At 71.3% G+C, this 26,985-nt stretch carries 16 protein-coding genes; 7 read left to right on the plus strand and 9 right to left on the minus strand.

The window, feature by feature from the left end; translation table 11 throughout:
* Positions 1-376: 376 nt before the first annotated feature.
* From ACMA1D_RS24725 to ACMA1D_RS24740, 4 genes are all read right to left on the minus strand, one after another.
* A complete protein-coding gene (locus tag ACMA1D_RS24725; protein WP_414726192.1) occupies positions 377-1,798 on the minus strand; it encodes a hypothetical protein in 1,422 nt (473 codons plus the stop codon).
* Complete coding sequence (locus ACMA1D_RS24730; protein ID WP_414726193.1) at positions 1,780-2,508, minus strand: ABC transporter ATP-binding protein; 729 nt, start codon at positions 2,506-2,508, stop codon at positions 1,780-1,782. The genes ACMA1D_RS24725 and ACMA1D_RS24730 overlap by 19 nt, the downstream gene beginning before the upstream one ends.
* Before the next feature lie 1,075 nt (positions 2,509-3,583).
* Entirely contained in the window at positions 3,584-4,972 is a 1,389-nt protein-coding gene (locus ACMA1D_RS24735; protein ID WP_414726194.1) for an aspartate aminotransferase family protein, read from the minus strand.
* A gap of 2 nt (positions 4,973-4,974) precedes the next feature.
* Positions 4,975-5,457, minus strand: coding sequence for an Lrp/AsnC family transcriptional regulator (locus ACMA1D_RS24740; protein WP_414726195.1), 483 nt, complete (start codon positions 5,455-5,457; stop codon positions 4,975-4,977).
* Positions 5,458-5,628: 171 nt separating this feature from the next.
* Between ACMA1D_RS24740 and ACMA1D_RS24745 the strand changes: the two genes are divergently transcribed.
* Positions 5,629-7,083: a gamma-aminobutyraldehyde dehydrogenase gene (locus ACMA1D_RS24745; RefSeq protein ID WP_414726196.1), complete on the plus strand. Its 1,455-nt coding sequence runs from the start codon at positions 5,629-5,631 to the stop codon at positions 7,081-7,083.
* Between the two features lie 700 nt (positions 7,084-7,783).
* Here ACMA1D_RS24745 and ACMA1D_RS24750 read toward each other — a convergent pair.
* On the minus strand, positions 7,784-8,515 hold the full coding sequence (locus tag ACMA1D_RS24750) for a glycerophosphodiester phosphodiesterase (protein ID WP_414726197.1): 732 nt from the start codon (positions 8,513-8,515) through the stop codon (positions 7,784-7,786).
* A gap of 253 nt (positions 8,516-8,768) precedes the next feature.
* A complete protein-coding gene (locus tag ACMA1D_RS24755) occupies positions 8,769-9,791 on the minus strand; it encodes an adenosine deaminase (protein WP_414726198.1) in 1,023 nt (340 codons plus the stop codon).
* Positions 9,792-10,331: 540 nt separating this feature from the next.
* Here ACMA1D_RS24755 and ACMA1D_RS24760 point away from each other — a divergent pair.
* The gene (locus ACMA1D_RS24760) at positions 10,332-10,886 is read left to right on the plus strand and encodes a DUF4190 domain-containing protein (RefSeq protein ID WP_414726199.1); all 555 of its coding nucleotides are present in this window, start codon (positions 10,332-10,334) and stop codon (positions 10,884-10,886) included.
* Between the two features lie 682 nt (positions 10,887-11,568).
* Here the strand turns inward: ACMA1D_RS24760 and ACMA1D_RS24765 are convergent.
* The 3 genes from ACMA1D_RS24765 to gabT all read right to left on the minus strand — a co-directional run bounded on the left by ACMA1D_RS24765 (position 11,569) and on the right by gabT (position 15,662).
* Positions 11,569-12,162: an NADAR family protein gene (locus ACMA1D_RS24765; RefSeq protein ID WP_414726200.1), complete on the minus strand. Its 594-nt coding sequence runs from the start codon at positions 12,160-12,162 to the stop codon at positions 11,569-11,571.
* A 597-nt stretch (positions 12,163-12,759) separates the two neighbouring features.
* Positions 12,760-13,638 (minus strand): phosphatase PAP2 family protein, encoded by an 879-nt coding sequence (locus ACMA1D_RS24770; RefSeq protein ID WP_414726201.1) that lies wholly within the window; start codon positions 13,636-13,638, stop codon positions 12,760-12,762.
* 674 nt (positions 13,639-14,312) lie between these two features.
* A complete protein-coding gene (gabT, locus tag ACMA1D_RS24775; RefSeq protein ID WP_414726202.1) occupies positions 14,313-15,662 on the minus strand; it encodes a 4-aminobutyrate--2-oxoglutarate transaminase in 1,350 nt (449 codons plus the stop codon).
* An 821-nt stretch (positions 15,663-16,483) separates the two neighbouring features.
* On the opposite strand from gabT, the gene ACMA1D_RS24780 reads away from it, so the two are divergent.
* The 5 genes from ACMA1D_RS24780 (at position 16,484) to ACMA1D_RS24800 (ending at position 26,535) form a co-directional block, all read left to right on the plus strand.
* Positions 16,484-18,670 carry an ATP-binding protein gene (locus ACMA1D_RS24780; protein ID WP_414726203.1) on the plus strand — a complete coding sequence of 729 codons (2,187 nt, stop codon included), beginning with the start codon at positions 16,484-16,486 and terminating at the stop codon, positions 18,668-18,670.
* Positions 18,671-18,851: 181 nt separating this feature from the next.
* Entirely contained in the window at positions 18,852-20,693 is a 1,842-nt protein-coding gene (locus ACMA1D_RS24785) for a PucR family transcriptional regulator ligand-binding domain-containing protein (RefSeq protein ID WP_414726204.1), read from the plus strand.
* A gap of 774 nt (positions 20,694-21,467) precedes the next feature.
* Positions 21,468-22,928 (plus strand): aldehyde dehydrogenase family protein, encoded by a 1,461-nt coding sequence (locus ACMA1D_RS24790; RefSeq protein WP_414726205.1) that lies wholly within the window; start codon positions 21,468-21,470, stop codon positions 22,926-22,928.
* Between the two features lie 1,019 nt (positions 22,929-23,947).
* Positions 23,948-25,237, plus strand: coding sequence for a 1-deoxy-D-xylulose-5-phosphate reductoisomerase (gene dxr, locus ACMA1D_RS24795; RefSeq protein ID WP_414726206.1), 1,290 nt, complete (start codon positions 23,948-23,950; stop codon positions 25,235-25,237).
* Complete coding sequence (locus ACMA1D_RS24800; RefSeq protein ID WP_414726207.1) at positions 25,234-26,535, plus strand: M50 family metallopeptidase; 1,302 nt, start codon at positions 25,234-25,236, stop codon at positions 26,533-26,535. The genes dxr and ACMA1D_RS24800 overlap by 4 nt, the downstream gene beginning before the upstream one ends.
* The last annotated feature ends 450 nt before the right edge of the window (positions 26,536-26,985 follow it).

Consider the following 26,985-nt stretch of genomic DNA (forward strand, 5'->3'; position numbering starts at 1 on the left):
AGCACGGAGCACGGAGCACGGAGCACGGAGCACGGAGCACGGAGCACGGAGCGGGCGGCGCAGCCTCGCGCGCGAGGTGCGGAATCGGGTTCGTCTTTGTTGGTACGGACCGACGATCATCGCCGGGGGCACGGAGCGTAGGGGGAGCCAGTGACCACGCCGGGTGGGTATCACGCGCGTACGGAGCGTGTTTGATGTGGTGCTGGCAGCGCGGTGATTCCGTTGCGATGCCAACAGACCACACCCGACGTTGCGCTGCTTGCCGTACTGGTTGACCAGCCACGGACGAAGTGACAGACCGGTGCGCGCGGGCTTGCAGGTGGGCGTTAGGCCGGGGCTGGTGTGGGTCGACTCATGGTCGGGCGCTGCGTTCGGGTCACGGCACGAGGGGCGTGACGGCTAGTTCGGCGACCAGCCAGGTGAGGCTGGCGAGAACCGCCATGACGGCCGCTACTCGGAGCGCGGCAGCATTGCGGAGCGCGGTTCGGGTAGCGCCGAGGCGGAGCAGCGCCCCGGTGGCTGCGGCACGTGCGTGACGGCTCTCCCACGCGGTCAGGAGTGCGGTGGCTGTCGTACACCCCACGACGAGTGCGGCGCCGAGGCCCGTCAGGGGGCCGATCGGACGGTCGGCCGTCAGTCCGGGTACGGCGTCGTGGAGCCGGGCCGCCATGTAGGTGCTGCTGGCGACCACACAAAGCACCCCCAGGGGGCGGCCGAGTCTCCCCGCCTCCTCCTGGAGCCCGCGTCCCGCGAGGAGCCGTACGGCTCCCGGTCGCCCCACCGCGAGCAGTTGGCCGCAGCCGCGTACGAGGCCGGGGCCGGCGAGTACGAGCCCCACCGAGGCCAGGAACCAGGCTGTGAGGACGGCGATGGCCGAGCCGCTCAGTTGGCCGGGCATGGGGATGAGGTCCTGGGTGGTGGGCGCGTCGCGGCTGACGTACGCCTCAAGCGCCAAACCCGCCGAGATCAACGCGACTCCCCACGGCAGGCCCGCCACTTCGGCGGTGGAGGGGGAGACAGCCGTCCTGCCAGCGGTGTGAGGTGACGGGGCGCTGTCGGTGCTCGCCGGCTCCGGTGTCGCTGCGGTTGACGGAGCGGCCACCTCGACGCCGAGGGGTGGGCCTCCTGACTGCGCGATGCTGGTGGGCGGGGCGACCGGTTCTGGGGAGGCCAGCGCGGTTCGGGAGACGTACGGGGCAGGGCGACAGGAAGCGGCAGCGATCGCTGCGGCAGTGCGCGCCGCGCGTGCGCTCCGTGGCGCACGGGTAGGGCGCGCGTTCGATGGGACGTGCGCCCGGTAGCCGTAGGCACTGGCTGCCGCAGCGAGGACGGGCAGCACCGAGAGGAGGGTCAGTACGGCGCCGGCCGGAAGGTGGTACCCCACGGCTAGGACATCGATGACGGGCTCGTCAGATGGCGGGGCGACCAGGCTGCCCCGTAGGTAGAGGAAGACGACGAGCGCGAGCAGGCTGCCGGCGGAGCAGATCAGCGCGATTGAAGAAGCAGCGAGCAGTGACCGACGAAAGGGGCCGTAGCCGGCCGCGGCCAGACCCGGTGGGACGGAACGGGTCGGTGAGTCAACGCGGTCTACCGTAAGGGCGAGTTGGACCGTGGCGGCAACCGGAGCCGCGCACCAGAGCAGCCGGGTGACGGACTCGGACGTCTCGTCAGGATGCCCCAGTGCGTACCCCAGCGAGCACAACAGGAGGAAGCCCACCCCCGCGGACGCGAGGGCGACCAGCGACCGCCGCACCTGAACCAGCGGGCCGGCACCCAGGACTAGGCGGAGACTGAACACGCCGCATTGCCCTCCGCGTCAGGGGCGACTGCCGGCCCGCTGCGGCGACCGTCGACGAGCGAGATGGAGCGGTCGACCAGTGATTCGACCTCCGAGCCCTGACAGGTGAGCAGCACCGTGATGCCGTGTGAGCGTGCTGCCGTGGTGATGGTGCGGAGCACCTGTTCGCGGTCGGCCGCGTGCAGCGGGGCGGTCGGTTCGTCGGCGAACAGGACAGCCGGTTCTGCGGCGAGGGCCCTGGCGACGGAGACGCGCTGTCGCTGCGCCTGGAGGAGCGCGGCGGGGCGGCTCCGTGCGCACTCACCGACGTCGAGCCTGTCGAGCCATTCGTGTGCCATGTGCTTGGCGTTCTTGCGTCGTACGCCGCGGAGCATGAGGGGGAGCGCGGCATTCTCCCAGGCGGTCAGTTCAGGTACGAGAAACGGCTCGGGGTCGATCCAGCCGAACCGTTCGCCACGCAGCCGTTCCCGCGCGAGGGGCGTCAGAGTGTGCACCGGTGCGCTGTTGAACCACACCTCGCCGCTGTCGGGCAGGAGTTGGCCGGACAGACAGCGCAGCAGGGTGGTCTTCCCCGAGCCACGGGGCCCGGACACGGCGAGGATCTCCCCTTCAGGCACCCCGAGGGAGACTCCGGTCAGTGCCGGGGAACCGCCGTAGGCATAGGTGAGGGCGCGCGCCCACAGCACATCGTTGTCGGGCGGAGCCACCATGGAAGTACCTCGGTTGCTGACGATTGTCCGCGTTCCCTGGCTGAGTGAACGAAGACAGGGACGATCGGTCACTGGCACGGTAAGGAATCGGACGGCGGAACAGCCCACAACCACGGGATCGACGCGGCTCCATTCCTCCGATCAGCCCTCGAATCAGCCGTTTGCGCCAAGTCTGATGCGTGCTCCGGAGTGCGTGATGAGACGGGGACGTGCTGGATGTGATGGGCGTAGCGGATGTGGTCGCACAGAGTGGATTGCGCCGCACGCGGACCGCCCGTTGAACGTCGGTGACTCGCGCAGACGGCGGCGGCGTGAGCCCCGCTCACTTCGTGGCTCCGCGGCTCCGTGTGTCCGTACGCGGTGGGCTTGCCCAGGTGCCGACTCCATCCGGACACTGCCGGAGCACGGAGCACGGAGCACGGAGCACGGAGCACGGAGCACGGAGCACGGAGCGGGCGGCGCAGCCTCGCGCGCGAGGTGCGGTGTACGGCGTGCTGACCGACGCTGACCCGCTTACGGGGCACGGAGCACCTGTAGTCGACCAACTTGTAGGGGTCGGGCCATCTCCGCCCTCGGCTGCCCCCGCCGCTCTGTACCCCTACCTCCGAAACGGCGTCCGGGCCGCCATCGCCACGTCCTACGAATTCGCCCCGTCAGTGCCATGCCCCGGCTCCCTACCCGCCCGGCTGCCCCGCAGGCTCGCACCATCAGTCCTGAGTCCTGAGTCCTGAGTCCTGAGTCCTGAGTCCTGCGCGCCCCGCGCCCCGTCGACCCCGTGCTCCGTTGCCCAGCCAGAGCGACTGCTGGTCCTCTGGCCGTGCGCTCCGAGGCTCTCGGGCCGGGGCGCGGGCGCACGCCCAGTTGCCCGCCCCCGAGCCCCCGCCCTGCGCCCGCCCCCACCGCCGCCCCGCCCCCACCGCCGTACGAGGCGGAGCGCACCTAAGCAGGGGCAGCCGCGGAGCCGGACCGAGCCAGCCAGACCGAGTCAATTAGGGCAGCCAGGCGGGGCCAGTCAGATCGCGCTAAAAGGCCAAGCCAAGCAGGGCAGCGGGGGCGGCGCCGCGTAGGTCTGGTCTCAGAGCTTGGTCCAGGCCTCCGTCAGGACGCCCCGTACGATCTGTTCGATCTCATCGAACGTGGCCTGGTCCGCGATGAGGGGCGGGGAGAGCTGGATGACCGGGTCGCCCCGGTCGTCGGCGCGGCAGTAAAGGCCGTTCTCGTACAGCTTCTTGGAGACGAAGCCGTACAGAAGGCGCTCGGACTCCTCGTCGGTGAAGGTCTCCTTGGTGTGCTTGTCCTTGACCAGTTCGATGCCGTAGAAGAAGCCGCTGCCGCGCACGTCGCCGACGATCGGGAGGTCGGTGAGGCGGGAGAGGGTGGTGTGGAAGGCGGCCTCGTGGTCGAGGACGTGCTGGTTGAGGCCCTCGCGTTCGAAGATGTCCAGGTTGGCCAGGGCGACGGCGGCCGAGACCGGGTGGCCGCCGAAGGTGTAGCCGTGCAGGAAGGTGTTGTCCGCCGAGTAGAACGGTTCGGCAATGCGGTCGGAGACGATGGTGGCGCCGATCGGCGAGTAGCCGGAGGTCATGCCCTTGGCGCAGGTGATGATGTCCGGCACGTAGCCGAACTTGTCGCATCCGAACATGGTGCCCAGGCGGCCGAAGGCGCAGATCACCTCGTCGGAGACGAGCAGCACGTCGTACTGGTCGCAGATCTCGCGGACCCGCTGGAAGTAGCCGGGCGGGGGCGGGAAGCAGCCGCCGGCGTTCTGCACCGGTTCGAGGAACACGGCGGCGACCGTCTCCGGCCCCTCGAACAGGATCTGCTGCTCGATCTGGTCGGCGGCCCAGCGGCCGAACGCCACCGGGTCGTCCCCGTGCAGCGGCGCCCGGTAGATGTTGGTGTTGGCGACCTTGTGCGCGCCGGGCACCAGTGGCTCGAACGGAGCCTTGAGCGCGGGCAGCCCGGTGATGGACAGTGCGCCCTGGGGCGTGCCGTGGTAGGCGACGGCGCGCGAGATGACCTTGTACTTGGTGTGGTTGCCGGTCAGCTTGTGGTACTGCTTCGCGAGCTTCCAGGCCGTCTCCACGGCTTCGCCGCCGCCGGTGGTGAAGAAGACCTTGTTCAGGTCACCTGGCGCGTAGTGGGCGAGCCGCTCGGCCAGTTCGATCGCCTTGGGGTGCGCGTAGCTCCACACCGGGAAGAAGGCGAGTTCCCGCGCCTGCTTGTGCGCGGCGTCGGCGAGCTCCGTCCGGCCGTGCCCGGCCTGTACCACGAACAGCCCGGCCAGCCCGTCGAGGTACCGCTTGCCCTGATCGTCGTACACGTACGAGCCCTCGCCGCGCACGATGGTGGGCACGGGGGCGTTCTCGTACGAGGACATGCGCGTGAAGTGCATCCACAGGTGGTCGTACGCCGCCTTGGAATGGCGCGCGTTGGTCGCCGCCGGATCGGTGTTGACGCTCATGGCTATCTCGTTCCCCAGGTGTAGGTCTGCTTCCGGAGCTTGAGGTAGACGAAGCTCTCGGTGGAGCGCACGCCGGGCAGCGTGCGAATCCGCTTGTTGATCATTTCCAGGAGGTGGTCGTCGTCCTCGCAGACGATCTCGATCAGCAGGTCGAACGAGCCCGCCGTGACGACGACGTACTCCACTTCCTCCATGGCCGTCAGGGCGTCGGCCACGGGGTCGAGGTCCCCCTCCACGTTGATGCCGACCATCGCCTGGCGCCTGAACCCCACGGTGAGCGGGTCGGTGACGGCGACGATCTGCATCACGTTCTGGTCGAGCAGCTTCTGTACGCGCTGTCGCACCGCCGCCTCAGAGAGGCCCACGGCCTTGCCGATCGCGGCGTACGGGCGCCGTCCGTCTTCCTGGAGCTGCTCGATGATCGCCAGCGAGACGGCGTCGATCGAGGGCGAACTGTGCTTGTCAGGTGTGGCCACCCGGCTCACTGTGCACGAGGACTCGGCCGTGTCGCAACTCTAGAATGCTGAAATTCGTTGTTTGGGATCGGCTGAGTGACTGATTCCGCAGTTTTCGGCGAGTGGGTATGTCGAAAGCGTCAACCTGGAGGCTAGGGTGGGTGTCTCACCCATCGGACAACCAGGCAGGGAGGGGTGGCTGTGACCACCGAGCTGCGTCGTTTGCGCAACTACATCGACGGGGAGTTCCGGGACGCCGCCGACGGGCGGACCACGGAGGTGGTCAATCCGGTCACCGGCGAGGCGTACGCCAGCGCCCCGCTGTCCGCCGAGGCGGACGTGGACGCCGCCATGGCCGCTGCCAAGGCGGCCTTCCCCGCGTGGCGCGATCTGATCCCTGGCGAGCGGCAGAAGGCCCTCCTGAAGATCGCGGACGCCTTCGAGGAGCGTGCGGAGGAACTGATCGCCGTTGAGTCGGAGAACACCGGCAAACCCCTCGGCCTGACTCGGACCGAAGAAATTCCGCCCATGGTCGATCAGATCCGCTTCTTCGCGGGCGCGGCGCGCCTGCTGGAGGGGCGTTCGGCGGGCGAGTACATGGAGGGGCTGACGTCCATCGTCCGGCGCGAACCGATCGGCGTCTGCGCGCAGGTCGCCCCGTGGAACTACCCCATGATGATGGCCGTCTGGAAGTTCGCCCCGGCGCTCGCCGCAGGCAACACCGTCGTTCTCAAGCCATCGGACACCACCCCCGCGTCGACCGTCCTGATGGCCGAAATCATCGGTGGCGTACTGGCCGAACTCGGTCACCCCAAGGGCGTCTTCAACGTCGTGTGCGGCGACCGTGACACCGGCCGCCTGATGGTCGAGCACCCGGTGCCCGCGATGGCCTCCATCACCGGCTCCGTACGCGCGGGCATGCAGGTCGCCGAGAGCGCGTCGAAGGACCTGAAGCGGGTGCACCTGGAACTCGGTGGCAAGGCCCCGGTCGTGGTCTTCGAGGACACCGACCTCGCCAAGGCGGTCGAGGACATCTCGACGGCCGGCTTCTTCAACGCGGGTCAGGACTGTACCGCCGCCACCCGGGTGCTGGTCCACGAGTCGATCCACGACGAGTTCGTCACCGCGCTGGCCAAGGCCGCCGCCGACACCAAGACGGGCGCCCCGGACGATGACGACGTGCTGTACGGGCCGCTCAACAACGCCAACCAGCTTGCACAGGTCGCCGGCTTCATCGACCGGCTCCCGGCCCACGCCAAGGTCGAAGCGGGCGGCGAGCGCGTCGGCGACAAGGGGTACTTCTACGCCCCCACCGTCGTCTCCGGCCTGAAGCAGGACGACGAGATCATCCAGAAGGAGGTCTTCGGCCCCGTCATCACCGTCCAGTCCTTCAGCAGCGAAGAACAGGCCATCGAGTACGCCAACGGGGTCGAGTACGCCCTCGCCTCGTCCGTCTGGACCAAGAACCACGCGCGCGCGATGCGCCTCTCCAAGGCCCTCGACTTCGGCTGCGTGTGGATCAACACGCACATCCCGCTGGTGGCCGAAATGCCGCACGGCGGCTTCAAGAAGTCGGGGTACGGCAAGGACCTCTCGGCGTACGGCTTCGAGGACTACACGCGCGTGAAGCACGTGATGACGTCGCTTGAGGGCTGAGGGCTGAGGGCTGAGGGCTGAGGGCTGAGGCGCGCGGCGCTCCGTTGCGGCGCGGCGGGCGTGGCCGCGTCGCGCGTGCCCGCGCCCGTGCCGACGCCCTCGGACGTCCGGGCTGACGGTGGCGGAGCATCGGCCGCACAGGGCCCGGCAGGCAGGGGCGACCGGCGCGGCGCATGGCGGTAGCGGCTGCGTGTTACTGGCCGCTGCTACCCCGAACTGAAGCGGGCCGGTCTCGTACGGAATGCGTACGGGGCCGGCCCGTTGCCGTATGCCGGAGCGGGCAGGGCAGGGCATTGCGGTGGCAGTGGCAGGGAGCGTGTGGCTGGGAGCAGCCGGGGGCGCGGTGGCTTGGGGCATGCAGTGGCGCCACGCGGTGTGGTGCGGCGGGGGCGGTACGGGGCGGGGCTGGGGTTGGTGTGGTGTGGCGGTGTGGGTGGACTACGGGGCCACGAGGCGGCGACGCTGTTGACGGGGCACGGGGCACGGGGCACGGGGCACGGGGCACGGGGCACGGGGCACGGGGCACGGAGCGCGGTGGGTGCACCCAGGGGCGGTGCGCTGGCGCTGTGCCGCCTGCTTCGAGCTCGACACCGATGGGGTGGGTGGGGCACGGGGCGGCGGGTCGGGGCTGGGACGGCCGGGCTGGCGGCTGATGGGCACTGTTCGGGTGGGTCCGTGGTCGCGGGGTGCGGCAGTGTTGTCAGCGGCGGTCCGCGGAGGTGCCCTGCTCGACGAGCGCGCGCAGTGTGCTGATGCGGTTGGTGGTGATGCCGTCCACGCCGGCCCGGATCAGCCGCCGCATGGTGCGCTTCGTGTCCGCCGTCCAGGCGGAGACCAGCATGCCGTCAGCGTGTGCCCGCTCCACCAGCGTGGGGGAGACGATGCCGAACCGGTAGTTGAGCCAACGAGGGCGGAGCTCGGCGAGGAGGCCGTGGCTCGGCGGCGCCAACGTGGTCCAGGTGAACGCGATCTCCGCATCCGGCTCGGCCCGCCGTACGGCTCGCAGGGCGCCGAGGTTGCCGCAGTAGTAGACCCGGCCGCCCGCGCCGGCCTCCCGCACCGTGGCCAGGGTCGCGGGCACCGCGGACGCCGCCGGTAGGTCGATCATGGTACGCACCGTCCGGCCGGCCCCGGCCATCTCGTCGAGTGCGGCGTGCAACGTGGGCACCCCGCCGCCCGTGATCGCCCCGGCCTCGGCGGCCGTGAGGTCGGCCAGCGGTCGGTCGTGGCCCCACAGCCGCTTCAGCGACGCGTCGTGCAGCAGGACCGGCACGCCGTCGCGCGTGACGCGTACGTCGATCTCCACCGCGTTCGCGCCCGCGCGCAGTGCGGAACGGATCGAAGCGAGGGTGTTCTCGCGCTGCTCGTACGGGTCGCCACGGTGGGCGACGGCGGTGAAGTTGCTGACCGGGCGTGCGGTTCTGGTGAACATGCGCCCCATTCTTGCCGTGGCGCCCTCGGATGCGCTCCGTCGCGCACCGCTCCGCCGTCCGTGACGGTGCGCGCCGGGGCCGGAAACCTGGTCATTCGCGCGACGAACACGTCATCCGCGAGCGTGCCGCCGCTCGGCCCCGTCGACACGGGGCCGAGCCGACGGGGCGCCGTGCCGCGTGCCCCGTAGCGGAAGGGCGCCACACCCACGTGCGGGATGTAGACGGCCTCGCGCGTTGGCCGTGTCGTACGTGCTACGCCAGGTGTGCGGCCGTGTACGCGTCGATCTCGGCCGTGAGCCTGGTCTTGCCCGTGGCGTCGAGGAACGAAGCGGCCACGGCGTTCTTGGCCAGTTCGGCCACGCCTCGGGCGTCGAGGCCCAGCAGACGCGCGGCCACCGCGTACTCCTGGTTGAGGTCGGTGCCGAACATGGGAGGGTCATCAGAGTTGATCGTGACCAGGATTCCGGCCGCCACCATCTCCTTGATCGGGTGCTCCTCCAGCGTCGTCACGGCGCGCGTCGCGATGTTGGAGGTGGGGCACACCTCCAACGGGATCTGGTGCTCCGCCAGGTGCTGCAAGAGCTTCGGGTCCTGCGTGCTGGAGGTGCCGTGGCCGATGCGCTCCGCTCGGAGCTCAGTCAGCGCGTCCCAGACGGTCTGCGGCCCCGTGGTCTCGCCGGCGTGCGGCACGCTGTGCAGTCCCGCCGCGATCGCCCGGTCGAAGTACGGCTTGAACTGGGGCCGGGGCACGCCGATCTCAGGGCCCCCGAGGCCGAAGCTGATCAGGCCGTCGGGCTGGAGATCGAGGGCGACGCGCGCCGTCTCCTCAGCGGACTCAAGACCGGCCTCGCCGGGGATGTCGAAGCACCAACGGAGCGAGACGCCCAGCTCCGTCTCGGCCCCCTTGCGCGCGTCCTCGATGGCTTCTACGAAGGCGACGTCAGCTATGCCGCGCCGGATGGAGCTGTACGGGGTGACGGTCAGTTCGGCGTACCGGATGTTCTGGCGGGCCATGTCCCGGGCGATCTCGTACGTCAACAGCCGCACGTCCTCGGCGTCGCGAATCAGGCCGACGACCGAGAGGTACACATCGATGAAGTGCGCGAAGTCGCGGAAGGTGAAGAACTCAGCGAGCGCCGCCGGGTCCTGTGGGACTCCGGAGTCCGGGTGGCGTGCGGCGAGTTCGGCGACGATACGGGGCGAGGCGGAGCCCACGTGGTGCACGTGCAACTCGGCCTTCGGTAGTCCGGCGATGAACGTGGTCAGATCGGACAACAGAACCTCCTGGGGACGGGCCCGGTACGGGGCACGCTTGGATCATCGTAGGGCTGGGGTACGGCCCCGTAATCGACGCCCGTACCCTCAGCCCGCACGAGGGCCAGATCTCTGACGGGGAGCGACATGTCCGACCGACCTGATCAATCTGATCAACCTGTCCAGTCCGACGAGACCGCTCGGGAGGGCCGGACTGACCACCTCACCCCTGCCGAGCCTGCCGACGCGCCCACGCCCGCGCCTGGGCCTCGGCCTGGCGAAGCCGGCACGGAGCCGGCGAACGGTGCCACGTGCGCGATGGGCGCTGGCGGCGCCCACCCGCCGCAGAGCGGCCCCGTTGGCGTAGAGCACCCGGACGGCGGTGTGACCAATCCGCCGGCGCCACAGGCCGCTGATGCGCCCTCCGGAGCGTCACCGGCACAGAGCCCTGCTGCGCAGGGTCCCCCGGCTCCGCAGGGAGCCGCTCACGTGGGTAGCCCACCGCCTGCTCCATGGGCACCGCCCGGTGTCGCGGGCGCCAGCGTGGTGCCTCCGCCGCCCATGGCCCCGACCGGCCCGGGAACGCCGAGTGCCTACCCGTACGCCGCCGCCCCGTACGGCCAACCGGGTGCCGCACACCACCCCCACGGAGCCGGCTACCCGGGTTACGCCGTCGGCCCGCCGGCCCCGGGGCCCGGCTACGGATACGGCTACGGCTACCAGGCGCCGTACGGCGCGGCATGGGGTCAGCACACCAGGTGGCCCGACAACGCGCAGGGAACAGCGAGCCTGGTGCTGGGCATCGCTGGACTGGTGCTCTGCTTCAGCATCGTCTTCGGCATCGTCTGCGGGATCCTGGCGATCGTCTTCGGCGCACTCGCACGGGGCAAGGCGCGGCGCGGCGAGGCGAACAACGGCAACTCGGCGCTGGCCGGTCTGATCATTGGCATCGTTGCCTGCGTGGCCAGCGTGGCCATGATCTTCGTCTACGTCGCCATCGGCGCGGACGACCCCGACGGAGACGACTCCGACGACACGTACGGCAGCACCGACGTACGGGCCATCTTGTTGCTGACGACGGAGCGACGGGGCGAGATACCTAGTGCGGGCGTGTAGCGGCCGTATCCGGACGACCACGCGCTCCGGCGATGACGATTCGCCCGCCCGCGTGTTGACTAGCCCGGCCGGCCTGGCTGGACCAGTGAGACGCCGCCGTTGCTATGAGGCCGCCTACATCGGAGTGGGCGCGTTCTTCGGCACCGCCGTGCTGCGACACGGCATCGCGCCGCGGGCCCCGGCCCCGGCCCCGCAGACTCACGCTCCGTGCTCCGTGCTCCGTGCTCCGTGCTCCGTGCTCCGTGCTCCGTGCTCCGTGGCTCCTCGCGCGCACGCGTGGGGTGTGGGGTTCTCCGAGTGTTGGCTCTGGCCCGGCGCGGCTGACGGGCAGCCGGTAGCCTCCGGGCGCCACTCGCCAGCACGGAGCAGCAACTCGCTCCGTGCTGCTGCCCAAGAGCGATAAGGGCGGGCCGTTCCGTCCGGCAGACGTCGTCGTCGCGCTCCGCGGGGCACGTGGATTCCACTGCCCCGTCGGCAGGTGGGATGTTCCTGATTCCCGCCCTGTACGGAGCACGGAGCGGGCCCTCGCTCCGTGCTCCGTACAGGGCAGATCGCCAAGCCTGCACAGGCTTGGCGATCCATCGCACCCGCCCGCTTCGCTCCGTTCGCCGTACAGCCCCATCCCGTGGAGTCAGGCGTTGCGGACCACGATGCTGCTCTGCATGTGCTGCCGTGCGCGTACCTACGCGAGTCGGTGGCGTGCCTCCATGAGGGCGAAGCCGAGGAGGTTGAGGCCGCGCCACTTGGTTGGGTTCGCGGTGCGGTCGTCGTCGGCGGAAAGGCCGATTCCCCAGATGCGGTCCACGGGGCTTGCCTCCACGAGGATGCGGTTACCGGAGTTCAGCAGATACTCGTGCAGGGCCGGGTGTTGCCTGAACTTTTCGACACTGCCTCGTACGACGAGTTCGAATCGGTGCTCCAGCCACACCTTCTCGTCGAACCCGCGGACCGAGCGCCCCAGTTCCTTGGCCTGACCGGGGTGGGGCGCGGCGATGATGCGGCGCTCCGTCTCGGTGTCGTCGAACAGCCGGGCCTTGCCGGCCATCATCCAGTGCTCGGCCGTCGCGTAAGTGACCTGTTCGACGGTGAACGGAGCAGGCCACCACTGGCTGAAGCAGGCTGCGCTGAGCGCTCCGTCCCGGCGTGGCTCGTGGCCCCAGAAGTGGACGTACTTGAGTCGCTCGCCCCGTGCCAGACGCTCGATCACCTCGGCCACGCTCCGCGGCCCGCCGTCGCGCGCGGGCACCGTGCCGGAGGCGCTCTCTGCTGCTCCCATCAGTGGATTGTCCCAACCGCTCCCACGCTCGGTCTCACCGGGCAACCCACGGGGCGCCCAGGCGGGGTTGGAGCCGGAGGCCGCGGTGCTGTTTTGGCCCCTTCCGTTGCCCCGTCCAGTGGGGCTGGCCGCCGGCACACGATAGGCGGAGAGCGTGTGACGGGCTTCACTACTAACTAGTAGCTGTCTTTGGAGTAAGGAACAGGTGGCGGCGCCGTCTCCCCCCGTGAACCGCACGCGATGCGGACATCACAGGGCGGGAGAGGCGAGTGGGATGGGCGACACGGGGGCGGCGAGCGCACTGCAATGGCTGGCATCGGCGGCACCTGACGCGGGGGTCTGCCTCGCGGACTGGGCCCGGCACCCGCTGGGGGTGACGTTGTTGCCCGCCGGACGGTTGTGGGACGTGTTGATCATGCCGGGGGAGTTGGGCAGCCGCACGCATGAGGTGCTGGGCCAGTACGAGCCCTACCCGGGCCCCGTACTGGCCGACTTCCGCGACGCGCAGGTGGGGTTCTTTGTGCCACCAGGTACCTCCGCGGAGTGGCTGGCCACGGGCGTACGGGGCGTGGGACGGGGCGGCTGGATCGTGGTGCCCTACCCGGGGCGGTCGACGGGGGGCGTGCGGTGGCTCAGCCCACCGGACGGTTCGGGCGCCCTCGTCGACCCGGTGGTGCTGGAGTGGGCCATGCACGAGGCGGCTGCGGGACTTGAGGCCCCGTCGGACGGAGGAGCCTGACGGGCGAGGGCGCGGTACACCGACCAGACGACGCCGCACACCAGCACGACCGACAGGCACCAACTGGCGAGCACGTCAGCCGGCCAGTGGTAGCCGCGGCGTACCAGGCCCAGACCGACTGCCAGGTTCAACGCGGCCATCGCCGCCGTGGCCCACCGCAAGGTCCAGCGGGAGGGGCCACGGCCGGCAGTCTTCGGCGAGGCCACGGGCGCCGCGGGCGCTGCTGACGAGCGGGCCGGGACGCCCGGGGCGGACGGAGCCTTGGACAGTTGGCCGAGGCGGAGCGCGGTGTGTGCGAAGACGGTGAGGACGAGGGCCGCGCCGTAGCCGACGGCGGCGGTGGCCGCGTGGCCGGAGGGGAAGTAGCCGCTGCCGTCGGCCAGCGGGGCCCCTTCGGGCCCGGTACGCCCCACCCATGCCTTCAACGGAGCGACGACCGCCGGTACGGAGGCCAGGGCGAGCACGGCGGAGAGCGGCGGCAACCACCACAGACGGAGCCGGGCCCGGCGCCCGCGCCACGCCGCGTACACCACCGCCACCAAGACGACCGGGACGACGGCCGTCACCCCGCCGAGGTCGGCACCGAGCTCAGCGATACGGCCGACGAGAGCCGAGGGCGTGCGTTCGGACGGCAGCGCCCCCGGGCGCGCCACGGAGCGGCCCAGACGCTCGTCCAGCGCGCGTACGCCACCATCGGCAGCCACTTGCCAGGTGAGGAAGGAAAACAGCAGCGCCACACCGAGGAGGAGCCATCGGTGCGTGCGACGAAGGAGGGGCAGCCCCGGAACAAGGGGGGTGGTTCCGAGGCTGCCAACGCGATCGGGGCGCCGCACGCCCCGGGGGGTATGGGGCGGGCGGCCATCCGATCGGTGAGGAGATCCAGAGCCAGAGACTCCAGGGGTGTGCGCCGAGGCGCAACCGGAACGGGACTGGGGATGCACCGGCCCGGCACCGTCCGCGGTCTCCCGCGGCCGGGGTGTTTCTCTCATCTGCGGGAACCGTACGTCAGGCGGGGCGTGCCGGATAGCTGGATCACTTGCTCGACATTGCCCCCGCACATCTTCTTCACGACGTGCATGTGTGGCTCCGTAGCGCGTGGTGCGCCCATGAATCCGCTCCGTTCCCGCCCCGTGGCAACCGTCGGACTCCCATTCTCCCCGCCGCTGTGGAGGGAGCGGGCCAGCTCTGTGCGCGGGCGCGGAGACCGCCCGTAGGGCCCCAGCGGACGGCAGCCCTGCCTGTTGCCGGCCCCGTACGGCGCCTTCCGAATCGGCCCGCCTGCCCCGTCGGCCCTCTGGTGCCGGTCCGGAGCGACACAGCCGGCCCCGTACGATGCGCTTCGGGGCGCGAGACGGGGCCGGCCGCGAGCCGGGGGCGGGACGGGGCGGGAGCGCGGCGCTCCGTCACCCGGTCACAGCCGGGCGAAGGACTCCTCCAGGATATCGAGCCCCTCGTTGAGCAGGTCCTCGCCGATCACCAGCGGCGGCAGGAAACGCAGGACGTTGCCGTACGTACCGCAGGTGAGGACCACAAGACCGGCCGCGTGGCACGCCTTGGCCAGTGCGCCGGCGGCGGCGGGGTTCGGGTCCTTGGAACCGGGCTGCACCAGTTCGATCGCGATCATCGCGCCTCGTCCGCGGACGTCGCCGATGATGTCGAACTTCTCCTGGAGCGCGTGCAGGCGCCCCTTCATGACCTCCTCGATGCGCCGTGCCTTCGCGTTGAGGTCCTGCTCGCGCATGGTCTCGATGGCGCCGAGGGCCGCCGCGCAGGCCACCGGGTTGCCACCGTAGGTGCCGCCGAGGCCGCCGCTGTGCGCGGCGTCCATGATCTCGGCGCGCCCGGTCACGGCAGCCAGCGGAAGACCGCCGGCGATGCCCTTGGCGGTGGTGATCAGGTCGGGCACGATGCCCTCGTCCTCACAGGCGAACCACTGCCCGGTGCGGCAGAAACCGGACTGGATCTCGTCCGCGACGAACACGATGCCGTTGGCGTTCGCAAATTCGACGATCTTCGGCAGGAAGCCCTTTGCCGGCTCGATGAATCCGCCCTCGCCGAGCACCGGCTCGATGACGATGGCCGCGACGTTCTCCGCCCCGACCTGCTTGCTGATCATGTCGATGGCCTGCGCGGCGGCTTCCTCGGCGCAGTTCTCCGCGCCGGTCAGCCAACGGTAGGGGTAGGCCACCGGAACCCGGTAGACCTCGGGTGCGAACGGACCGAAGGAGTGCTTGTACGGCATGTTCTTGGCGGTCAGCGCCATGGTGAGGTTGGTGCGCCCGTGGTAGCCGTGATCGAAGACCACGACCGCCTGGCGCTTGGTGTAGGCGCGGGCGATCTTCACCGCGTTCTCGACGGCCTCCGCGCCGGAGTTGAACAGCGCGGACTTCTTGGCGTGGTCACCGGGGGTGAGCGCCGCGAGCTCTTCGCACACGGCTACGTAGCCCTCGTACGGCGTGACCATGAAACAGGTGTGGGTGAAGTCGGCGAGTTGCGCAGCGGCACGCCGGACGACCGCTTCGGCGCTGGCGCCGACCGAGGTGACGGCGATACCGGAGCCGAAGTCGATCAGCCGGTTGCCGTCCACGTCCTCGATGACCCCGCCACCGGCGCGGGCGGCGAAGACGGGCAGCACGGTGCCCACGCCCCCGGCGACCGCCGCTCCCTTACGGGCCAACAGCTCCTGGGACTTCGGACCGGGGATGGCGGTGACGAGGCGGCGCTCCTGGGGGAGGGCGGGGCCTCCGGACAGTTCGGTCATGTGGGGCTCCAGGGGGGTACGCAGGAATGGCGGCGGCTTTACTTCGCAGGCTAGGGGCGGTCCCCCGGCCCTGGCATGTTCCGATCGGGAGAAGTGGGCGTGTGGCGTTGTCCGCGACGGACATAGCGTGGAGCCCGGACATAGCGGAGCGAACGGCATGCCGCTACACGGGGCCGTGGGGTGACGGGGCCGGGGCCACTAGATTGAGGGGCCGTAAGGCGGCGGACGGTGCGGGCGGGCGGTACATGGGGCGGGATTCGTCACGACGGTGGGCGGAGCGCGTGACCACGACATGGGCGTTCGGCCATCGGTGGTACGGCCGTGCGCACCCGTAGCCAGGACACGGGGCCGCGGCGAGGGCCCCGTGCGCGGTACGACCCGGGTGTGGCCCGGTGCGCCGCAGCGGGTAGTTGAGTGTGAGCAGCCGGCAGGTCAGCACAGGGGGCAAGGGGCAGCGGATGGACACCGAGGGCAGCTACGACGCGCGGGGCACGCGACCCGAGGCCGTGCCGCATCCGACGGTTGATCGGGCACGACAGCCGCTGCCGCCTGCCGCACCGGCCGGCCCCGCGGACGCGGCGCCCCAGGTGTGGCCACCGCTGCCTCTGGAGACACCGGTGCCGGGCCACCCGGCGCCCGCGTCGCACCCCGTGCCACCGCCCCCGGCGGTTGCCCCGCACACCGCACGGCCCGTCGCTCCAGCGCCCGGGGCCGGCTGGGCGACGGGGGCGCCGGGGCAGGCGGGGGGAGCGCGGGGGGCTGGCGTGTGGGTGGCCGGTGTGCCCGGGGCTGGGGCTGGGCCGGTGGCAGCCGGGGGCGGGATGCCCGCGCCGCCCGTCGCGCCGCCGTCGGGCCTGTCACACGGAGCGGCTGGGGCTCCGCCGACGGTGCCGTCATCGCACGGAGGGCATCCAGCGGCTGGCTCGTACGGGGGCTCGCCGGCTGCACCGCGCCCGGCAGTTCCGCCGGCGCCCCCTGGTGCACCGCCGCAGCAGTCCTTCCTGGAGTGGCTCCGCACCCCGCGGCGCGTGACGGAGCCGGGCATCTGGGCTTTTGGGCATCGGCCTCGGCCGGCGGAGGAGCCGGAGCGCGTGCCGACACGAGGCCTACTGATCGGCGCCTTCGTGTCAGGGCTGTGCGCGTGGATACTATGGAGATTGATCATTAATGCCACTTTTGGTTCTTTTTACATGTGGCCGTTTGAGCAACTCACCCGAAGCTCGTGGTACAGGAATGAGAACGGGGAGCTTGATAGGCAGGCATATGTCGACCAGGTGTGGATCTACGAGCATGCTCTTGGCGCCCTGATCTTCGCCGGATTCGCCAAAGCTGGCCACTGGCCCGAACTAGCCCGCCGACTCCTCGCCCCGTTGGCCCGCCACCTGCGGGAGCAGCAAGCCGACCCCTCGCGCCCGCCGGCCGATCCGGCGGCCGACCCCGCGCAGTGGCCTGAGCTTCGAGAAGCCGGGGCCCAGAGCGCTGCCGACCGGCTCGCCCAGGACGCGCAGGCCGGCCTGATGAACGATGTGGATCACGCGCGCCTCACCCAGGCGTGGCGCTCCGTGCAGGCCCACCCGGGCCGGTTGCCGGCCTTCACCGACACGGTGCTGCGGCACGGTGCCGCAGCGTGCGCGCACCCCTCGGGCGCGCGGAACCTCCCCACCCGGGGCGCGCGCCACGACCTCCTCACCCGGCAGGTCCGGTTGGGCACCGCGGCCGACGACCCGCGCAACCCGTACCAGCACCGGGGCGTCGGCCTGGCCCTCGACCCCGGGGTGCTGGGCACGTCGCTGCTCGCGGTCGGGCCGGCGGGTTCGGGCAAGACGGTGCGGCTGGTCAGCCCAGTCGTCGAGACGCTCTGTCTACAGGCGCTGGCCGGGCAGGCCGCCGTGGTAGCCGTCGGCGCCGCCGGCGCCGGACTGGGGCCGGACGACGCGTTCGACGTGGTCGTCAAGATCGGCAGGCCCGATTCGGCGTACGACCTCGACCTGTACGGCGGCGCCACCGACGCCGACGAGGCGGGCGGCATCCTGGCCGAGGCCCTGATCGGCGATCTCGCCCTCACCCTTCCCGGCGGCGAGAGCCAGCGCGCGAGCACCGCGATCGCGCAGTTGCTCGGCCCCTTCCGGACGGCCCACGGCCGGTTCCCCTCCGTGCCCGAGCTCCGCGAGCTCCTGGAGGGCTCCGCGCCGGCCTGGCTGGCGCTGCGCAAGGTCCTGGAGGCGACCGGCCAGCAGGCTCAGGCACGCGAGCTGGACGTGCGCGAGCGCCAAGCCACGCGCGCGGGCGACATCGGGGCCGTACTCGCCGAACGACTCGCGCTTCTGGACCGCCCCGCCTTCGCCGACTTCTTCCGGACCGACGGGGCCAGCCGCCCCTTCTCGTTGCGCTCCCTGGACCACCCGCTGCGGGTACGGATCGACCTGCCGGAGCGGGGGTACGCGGAGGCGTCCCGGCTGCTGGCCCGGCTGGTTCTGGCGCAGTTCGCGGAGGGCGCCGTCAGCCGCACGGACCGTTCGCTCTTCGCCTGCCTGGTGCTCGACGACGCCTCGTACGCCATCACCCCGGAAGCGTTGCGCGCCTTGCAACGTCTGCGTTCCGTGAATGCGGGCGCCGTCCTCACGCTCCGTACCCTGGACGACGTGCCCGAGGGCCTGCGCAGCGCGCTGCTCGGCGCCGTGGGCTGTCGGATGGCGTACGCCGGCCTGACGACCTGGGACGGGGCCCATTTCGCCGAGGTGTGGGGCAAGGAGTGGGTCCAGATGCAGGACGTCACGGACCGGCAGATCATTTCGGACGAACCGTTCACCAAGGTGCTGCACTTCATCCGACGCGTCGCCACCGGCAAGGCCGCCACCGCCCAGTCGGTCACCACGCGCACCGTGGAGCGCGAACGCTGGTCGGCATCCGAGCTCGCCCACTCCGTGCCGCCCGGCCACGCCGTGCTGTCCCTCACCTCCGTACGGGGCCCCAGCGCTCCACCCGTACTCGTCGATCTGCGCACCTGACCAGCGGGACCGCAGTCCGGAGCGGGGGCGCGGGAGGCGAACTGTGCTCCCGCGCCCTACCTCACGTGGGATACCTGCGCTTTCCACCATTGAGGCAGAATCGGAAAGAGCCGTTCGTACGGGACGGCGCACTCTTCGCGTCCGTCGAAGCGAAGCCGTCCGAAGCCGCAACGAAGGTGCCATGCCTCCCACGCTCGCCTCACTCGTTCACCACTCCACGCTGAAGCTGACCGTGCTGGCGGGCGGGGACCGGTTGGACGTGCCCGTGCGGTGGGCGCACGTCAGCGAGCTGCCGGACCCCGTGCCGTACATGGATGGCGGCGAACTGCTGCTGACCACCGCCATGCAGTTGGACGCCGAGGACCCGGACGCCATGCGCCGCTACGTACGGCGCCTCGTCGACGCCGGAGTCGTCGGCCTCGGCTTCGCCGTCGGCGTCAACTACGAACAGGCACCGGCGGCGCTCGTCCAGGCCGCCAGTGAGGCCGGGTTGCCGCTGCTGGGCGTGCCGCCCCGTACCCCGTTCATCGCGATCAGCAAGGCCGTCTCGGCCGCCATCGCCGCCGATCAGTACCGCGCCGTCACCGCGGGGTTCGAGGCACAGCGCGAGCTCACCCGCGCCGCCATCGGAGCCGAGGGCCCCACGGAGCTCCTGGCCAGGCTCGCCGCCCACCTGGACGGCTGGGCCGCCCTGTACGACGTGTCCGGAGCACTGATCGGCTCCGCGCCCGACTGGGCCGCGCGCCGGGCGGCGCGGCTCACCAGTGACGTCGAGCGGCTGCGCGGGCGGCCGGCGCCGGCCAGCGCGGTCGTGGGGGCCACGGAGGCGGACGGGGAGGAGGCGACCGACCGGGTCGAACTCCAGACACTGGGCATCGGGCGCCGCACACGGGGCGTCCTGGCCGTGGGCACCGCAGCGCCGCTGGGTACGGCGGAGCGCTACGCGGTGCACTCCGCCGTCGCCCTGCTGACCCTCACCACCGAGCGCTCCCGCGCGCTGCGCGACGCCGAACAGCGGCTCGGTGCAGCGGTCCTGCGCATGTTGCTCGCGGGCGAACCCGACCACGCGCGCGCCGTGGCCGGGCAACTGTACGGGGGACTGCTCGACGCCCCGTTCCGGATGCTCATTGCGGAAGCCCTCCCGGCCGGCCCGCACACGACGCCGACCACGCCCCGTGCTCACGAACCGCAAGCGTCCCCTGGGCCGCACCCGACGGCCCTCCCCACGGCCCCGGAGACCGACGGCACGGAGCCCAGGCCCCTGCCCCGTGGGGCGACGCCCGCCGGCCCCGTGCCCCCCGCCCCCGAACCCGCGCACGCGGCCCCGCGCACGCCACCGTCCGGCTCCGCGCCGACGGCCCCATGCAGCCCAACGGCCGCGGGGTCCGGCGAACCGTTGGGCTCCCTGGCGGACGCCGTCGAGGCCGCCTGTGTCCGTACGGGGGAGGCGGTGCTGATCGTCCCGGACGGCGCGCGGCTCATCGTGCTCGCCTCCGACGGCGGCGCCGCGGTGCGGGCGTGTGCGGAGTACGCCACCACCACCGAGGCGCACCGCGGTGGCACGGCGCGCCCCCGCCCGCGCGAGGCCACCGACATCGACGACGGCGTCGTCATCGGCCTCTCTGCTCCCGCTGGCCCCATCGCAGCCTCCGCCGCCTACCGGCAGGCCGAACAGGCCCTCTCGGTGGCGCGCCGCCGTGGCCGGGTCCTCGTCGAGCACGAGCAGGTCGCCGCGGGCTCGGTCCTGCCGCTGTTGGCCGATGACGCGGTACGGGCGTTCGCCGACGGGCTGTTGCGCGCCCTGTACGACCACGACGCGACGGGGCGGGGCGACCTCGTGGCGAGCCTGCGGGCCTGGCTGTCCCGACACGGCCAGTGGGACGCCGCCGCAGCCGAACTCGGCGTACACCGCCACACCCTCCGCTACCGCATGCGCAGGGTCGAAGAGATCCTCGGCCGCTCACTGGACGACCCCGACGTCCGCATGGAGCTGTGGCTCGCCCTGAAGGCCACGGGCGCGTAGCCGGACTGGAGCCCAGGCGCGGCACGCGCGCGACGGTCTCCGCGCATACGCCGGCGGTTTGGGGTGGTCGGGCTCTGCCTGGCAGTGCTGCGCCGTCTCCTGCCGTGCTTCCTGCTCCCCGCTACCTCCCCGCCGGGGCCTGATCCGTTCGATTGCTGCGCCGTAGTGTGCTGCAGTGTCGGGTTGATGCAGGTCCGCTGCTGCCCTCCGTACCCCCGCCCCGCCCACGGACTTCCTCCTGCCCCGTAACCCTCGGCAGGTCCTTCCCGTTGCTCCGTGCTCCGTGCGGGAGGTTCCGCCGCTCCGTGCCCCGTGCGCTGCCCACCCACCCCGTACCGCTGACCTCCGCGCGCGAGGTTGACGCGGGGCGCGGCACAGATCCTCGGGCCGTAGGCGCGAGCCCGCTTGCCGGCATCCCCGTACAGCGTGGGCCAAGGTGCGGGCGAAGGCACAGGCGAAGGTGGCACGAGCCGCGACCGCACGTGCCAATCCGGCCTGTAGCGCGTGAACAGTGCTACGGGGCGGATAAACGCCGCGTGGTGACCTCGCCCCTACGGTGGGGGCAGCGAATGTGTGCCAGTGCTCCGGTGGGTGGCCAGACCAGAGTTGGGCCGCTCCGGCCAAGGGCGGAACACAGGTCCGGTCCCTTGGGCCGGGAGGGCGCGAGCGTGCCGCCAGTGGCGGTGCCCCGGCGCGCCCCGTCGGTTGCCCTGCACCGTTTCGCGACCACGCACCGCACCAATCTCCACCACTTCGGAAGGGCCGGGATTCGCTGTGTCAGTCACTCAAGAATCTGCCACTCACGCTTTCTGGATCGCTGGCCGCGCGGCGACCGGCGACGAGACCTTCGACGTCACCTCCCCCTGGGACAACCGCCTCGTGGGCACCGTGAGCGTTCCCACCGACGCCCAGATCGAGGAGGCCGTGGCCGCTTCCGTGGCGGTGCAGGCCGAGTTCGCCGCCACCCCGGCGCACGTACGGGCGGCAGCGCTGGACCACGTGACGAAGCGCCTCACGGAGCGCACCGAGGAGATCGCCCAACTGATCTCGGCGGAGAACGGCAAGCCCATCAAGTGGGCCCGTGGCGAGGTCGGCCGTGCGATCTCCGTGTTCCGCTTCGCCGCGGAGGAGGCCCGGCGGTTCAATGGCGGTGAGGCCCAGCGCCTGGACACTGATGCCGGTGGGGCAGGGCGGCTGGCGCTCACCCGCCGCTTCCCGCGGGGCACGGTGCTCGGCATCGCCCCGTTCAATTTCCCGCTCAACCTCTGTGCGCACAAGATCGCCCCCGCCATCGCCGTCGGCGCGCCGATCATCCTGAAGCCGGCGCCCGCCACTCCGCTTTCCGGGTTGATCCTCGGCGAGCTGCTGGCCGAGACCGACCTCCCGGCGGGCGCCTGGTCGGTACTCCCGGTGCCGAACGACCGCATGCCTGCGCTCGTGCAGGACGAACGGCTGCCGGTCATCTCCTTCACCGGCTCCGACAAGGTCGGCTACGCCATCATGGACTCGGTGCCCCGTAAGCACTGCACGCTGGAACTGGGCGGCAATGGAGCGGCAGTCGTACTCCCCGACTTCTCCTCCGACGCGGACCTCGACTGGGCGGCGACCCGCATCGCGACGTTCTCCAACTACCAGGGCGGCCAGTCCTGCATCTCCGTCCAGCGGGTGATCGCCGACGCGTCGGTGTACGAGCGCCTGGTGCCGAGGATCGTGGCGGCCGTCGAAGCACAGGTCACCGGTGACCCCTCGGACGCCGCCACCGAAGTCGGACCGTTGGTCAATGAGGACGCGGCCAAGCGCGTCGAATCGTGGGTAGAGGAAGCCGTACGGGGCGGGGCGACCCTGCTGGCCGGCGGCAAGCGCGACGGAGCCTCCTACGCGCCCACCGTCCTCGCTGACGTCCCGGCCGACGCGACCCTCGCCCACGAGGAGGTGTTCGGCCCCGTGCTCACCCTCCAGCGGGTCGAGGGCGAGGAAGCCGCCTTCGCGGCCGTGAACGACTCCAAGTACGGCCTCCAGGCCGGCGTCTTCACCCACGACACCCGCGCCGCGTTCCGCGCGCACCGCGCCCTGGAGGTCGGTGGCGTGATCATCGGCGACGTACCGTCCTACCGCGCGGACCAGATGCCCTACGGCGGTGCCAAGCAGTCCGGCGTCGGCCGCGAAGGGGTGCGCTACGCCATGGACGACTACACCTACGAGCGCGTCCTGGTCTTCACCGGCATTGACCTGTAACCGGTTACGGGGCACCTGCCCCGTAACCACGGACGGGGCGGGCGACACTGAACGGAGTCGGAGCGGAGCCGACACGGTGCCACGGGGCGGGCACCGGCGCGACGCATCCGGGACGTCAGCCGCCCGCCCCGTCCGGCGTGGCCGCCCTCCGGCCGCCTCACGCCGGACGGAGCTGCCCACGCTCACCCGCTCCGCCCGCCGGCGCCGGCCACGACGCTCGCTATGAGGTTCGCTCCACCCGGCGCGCGCAGTCACTCACCACATGGCTACCCCGGCCCGACACAGCCCGTACGGAGCCATCGCCCCCCTCACAACCCGCAGCCCGCGCCAAAGCCCTGGGCTGTCCCCGGCAGGGCCCGCCCTCACCCCGCGGGCCCCTCTCGTCACCCGCCAGCCACGCCCCCCCGCACGCGCGTCAGACGTACGGAGCCCCCAGACCGCGGATCATCCCCGGGAGCACGGAGCACGGAGCACGGAGCACGGAGCACGGAGCACGGAGCACGGAGCACAGCCTCGCGCGGGGGGGCAGAGAAGGAAGTGAGACCCGCCCTCGCCCGGCGGCGCGCGACACCGAGCGCGGAATGCGGCCGGCCTCCGTGCCCGGCGAGCAACCTCGCGCGCGGGGTTGCGGAATCCGGGCTCGTCTTCGCTGGCACGGGCGTCGATCCCCGCTGGAGGGCACGGGGGCACGGGGGCTCCTCCGACCTTCGTCGTGGTCCCTCCAAGCAGCCCGCAGGCATCCCCTCAGCAACCTCACCCCCGTACAGTCCCGATCTCAGGCGGCCCACTGCCACCGGCCTGTACGACCAAGCGAGAGTTGCCCCACCCCCCACCACCTCGCCCCGCAGCCCAGGCCCGCCGCACCCCGTGGGCAACCGGCGAGCGGCCCGCGGGCACCGTGCCGGTGCGCCCCCACGGTGCGCCCCGTCAGCCCCTTGTGTTTGCGGTCTGCTGCCATGGCAGAGTCCTACTAGGGGTGCGGCGCCCAATTGGCCGTGTCGAGCAGCCACAATGGGGGAATGACGGACTCCCTTGCCACGCCGCATCAGCCCTTCGTCGCTGCCGCCGGTGCCTCAGCAGATCCCGACGCTCCGCGTTCCCTCGTGATCCTCGGTTCGACGGGTTCGATCGGGACCCAGGCCATCGACGTCGTGCTGCGCAACCCCGACCGCTTCCGCGTCACGGGGCTGTCTGCCGCGGGCGGTCGGGTGGAGTTGCTGGCGGAGCAGGCGCGTCAATTGCGGGTGGACACGGTTGCCGTGGCCCGGGAGGACGTGGTGCCCGCGCTCCGTGCCGCGCTGTCCGAGCAGTACGGGGCCGAGCCGCTGCCGGAGATCCTGGCCGGCCCCGACGCGGCCACGGAGCTGGCGGGTGCGCCGTGCCACTCGGTGCTGAACGGCATCACCGGCTCCATCGGCCTGGCGCCGACGCTGGCCGCCCTGGAGGCCGGCCGGGTGCTGATCCTCGCGAACAAGGAGTCGTTGATCGTCGGCGGTCCGTTGGTCAAGGCCGTGGCCAAGCCGGGGCAGATCGTTCCCGTTGACTCCGAGCACTCGGCGCTCTTCCAGGCCCTGATGGGCGGCACCAGGGCCGAGGTGCGCAAGCTGATCGTCACGGCCAGCGGCGGCCCGTTCCGCGGACGGAGCAGGTCCGAGCTGAGCTCCGTGACGCCGCGCCAGGCACTCGCCCACCCCACCTGGGACATGGGCCCCGTCGTCACCATCAATTCGGCCACTCTGGTCAACAAGGGCCTTGAGGTCATCGAGGCGCACCTGCTCTTCGACATCCCCTTCGACCGGATCGAGGTCGTCGTCCACCCGCAGTCGTACGTGCACTCCATGGTCGAGTTCACCGACGGCTCCACGCTCGCGCAGGTCAGCCCGCCCGACATGCGCATGCCGATCGCGCTCGGGCTGGGCTGGCCGAACCGGGTGCCGGACGCCGCGCCCGGCTGCGACTGGACGAAGGCGTCGTCGTGGGAGTTCTTCCCGCTCGACACGGAGGCCTTCCCCGCCGTCTCGCTGGCCCGACACGTCGGTGATCTGGGCGGCACCGCGCCCGCCGTCTTCAACGCCGCCAACGAGGAGTGCGTGGACGCGTTCTTGGCCGAACAACTGCCCTTCACCGGCATCGTGGACACGGTGGCTGCCGTGGTCACCGAGGGACTGGCCTCAGGCACCGTGAAAAAGGGCCATGATGGAACCTCGCTCTCGGTGGCAGACGTCCTGGAAGCGGAGACCTGGGCGCGCGCCCGCGCGCGGGAACTGGCTGCACGGGCGGCGAAGGCAACATCGGAGGTACGCGCATGACGACCTGGATGACGATCCTCGGAATAATCGTCTTCGTCGTCGGTCTGCTCTTCTCCATCGCCTGGCATGAACTCGGTCACCTGTCGACGGCCAAGCTGTTCGGCATCCGCGTGCCGGAGTACATGGTCGGCTTCGGGCCGACGATCTTCTCCCGCAAGAAGGGCGAGACAGAGTACGGCGTCAAGGCCGTCCCGCTCGGCGGCTACATCCGGATGATCGGCATGTTCCCCCCGGGCGACGACGGGCGGGTCACGGCGCGCTCCACGTCGCCCTGGCGCGGCATGGTCGAGGACGCCAGGTCGGCCGCGTACGAGGAACTCAAGCCGGGTGACGAGGAGCGGCTGTTCTACACGCGCAAGCCGTGGAAGCGCGTGATCGTCATGTTCGCCGGTCCGTTCATGAACCTGGTGCTCGCCGTGGTGATCTTCGTCGGGGTCATGATGACCTTCGGCATCAACACGCAGACCACCACCGTCGGCTCCGTCTCCGAATGTGTGATCCCGGCCTCGGCCAACACCGACACCTGCACCAAGGACGCCAAGGACTCGCCGGCGAAGGCGGCGGGCCTCAAGCCCGGCGACAAGATCGTGGCGTTCAACGGTCAGCCGACGCCGGACTGGCAGACCCTCCAGCGTGACATCCGCGACACCACGGGGCCGGCGACGATCACCGTGGAGCGGGACGGCGCGCACAAGACGCTGACCGCCAACCTCATCAAGAACAAGGTCGCCAAGTCGGACGGCGACGGCGGCTACGTGAAGGGCGAGTACGTCACCGCGGGGTTCCTGGGCTTCGCGCCCGCGACCGGTGTCGTGCAGCAGTCCTTCGGCGAGTCCGTCGACCGCATGGGCGACATGGTGGAGTCCGGCGTCGAGTCGCTGATCGCGCTCCCGTCCAAGATCCCGGACCTGTGGAACGCGGCGTTCGGCGATGCCGAGCGTGAGCCCGACTCCCCGATGGGAGTGGTGGGGGCGGCGCGGGTCGGCGGCGAGGTCTTCAACCTCGACATCCCGCCGGAGCAGCAGATCGCCACGATGCTCTTCCTGGTGGCCGGGTTCAACCTCTCGCTGTTCCTGTTCAACATGCTGCCCCTGCTGCCACTGGACGGTGGGCACATCGCCGGCGCCCTGTGGGAGTCCCTGCGCCGCAAGACGGCGCGCGTCTTCCGCCGGCCCGACCCCGGCCCCTTCGACGTCGCCAAGCTCATGCCGGTCGCGTACGTCGTTGCGGGCATCTTCATCTGCTTCACGCTGCTGGTGCTCATCGCCGACGTGGTGAACCCGGTACGGATCACCTAGTCGCACGCCCCGGGCGGCACGAGCGGAGGGGCAGGCCCGCCCCGTACCACCGCACCGCGCCGCACCGGGGCGCTCTGCGTCCCCGCCGCATCGCTGCGACCACGACGTTGCCCGCTGTGGCCGTACGGCGCCGGACACGGCCTCGCGCCCTGCTGCCCCCTCCCACGGGGCCGGCGGGCGCGGGGCCGCTCTCCTTGGCCTCACACGCCCTGCCGACCCGCTCCGGCCCTGCTGCGCCCTTCTGCTCTGTCTCTCCGCCCCACTCCCCAGGCCGCTGAGCCGCGGCCCCTCTCCCCCTCCCTCACGGCCCGGCTTACGGCCTCCGGAGCGTGCTGTGCGGCCCGTACGGAGCGGCACAGGGGGGGCGAGGGGGCAGGCGACGAAGGAAAGGGGCTACCCGGCGATCCTCCTCGGAGCACGGAGCACGGAGCACGGAGCACGGAGCACGGA

Source organism: Streptomyces sp. 796.1, from assembly GCF_047525675.1.
Taxonomy (GTDB): Bacteria; Actinomycetota; Actinomycetes; order Streptomycetales; family Streptomycetaceae; genus Streptomyces.

Coding starts and splice junctions, on each gene's coding strand:
- ACMA1D_RS24730 (WP_414726193.1), bottom strand. CDS start 2,508: ATGGTGGCTCCGCCCGACAACGATGTGCTGTGGGCGCGCGCCCTCACC.
- ACMA1D_RS24735 (WP_414726194.1), bottom strand. CDS start 4,972: ATGAGCGTCAACACCGATCCGGCGGCGACCAACGCGCGCCATTCCAAG.
- ACMA1D_RS24750 (WP_414726197.1), bottom strand. CDS start 8,515: ATGTTCACCAGAACCGCACGCCCGGTCAGCAACTTCACCGCCGTCGCC.
- ACMA1D_RS24760 (WP_414726199.1), top strand. CDS start 10,332: ATGGCCCCGACCGGCCCGGGAACGCCGAGTGCCTACCCGTACGCCGCC.
- ACMA1D_RS24765 (WP_414726200.1), bottom strand. CDS start 12,162: ATGGGAGCAGCAGAGAGCGCCTCCGGCACGGTGCCCGCGCGCGACGGC.
- gabT (WP_414726202.1), bottom strand. CDS start 15,662: ATGACCGAACTGTCCGGAGGCCCCGCCCTCCCCCAGGAGCGCCGCCTC.
- ACMA1D_RS24780 (WP_414726203.1), top strand. CDS start 16,484: ATGCCCGCGCCGCCCGTCGCGCCGCCGTCGGGCCTGTCACACGGAGCG.
- ACMA1D_RS24785 (WP_414726204.1), top strand. CDS start 18,852: ATGCCTCCCACGCTCGCCTCACTCGTTCACCACTCCACGCTGAAGCTG.
- dxr (WP_414726206.1), top strand. CDS start 23,948: ATGACGGACTCCCTTGCCACGCCGCATCAGCCCTTCGTCGCTGCCGCC.
- ACMA1D_RS24800 (WP_414726207.1), top strand. CDS start 25,234: ATGACGACCTGGATGACGATCCTCGGAATAATCGTCTTCGTCGTCGGT.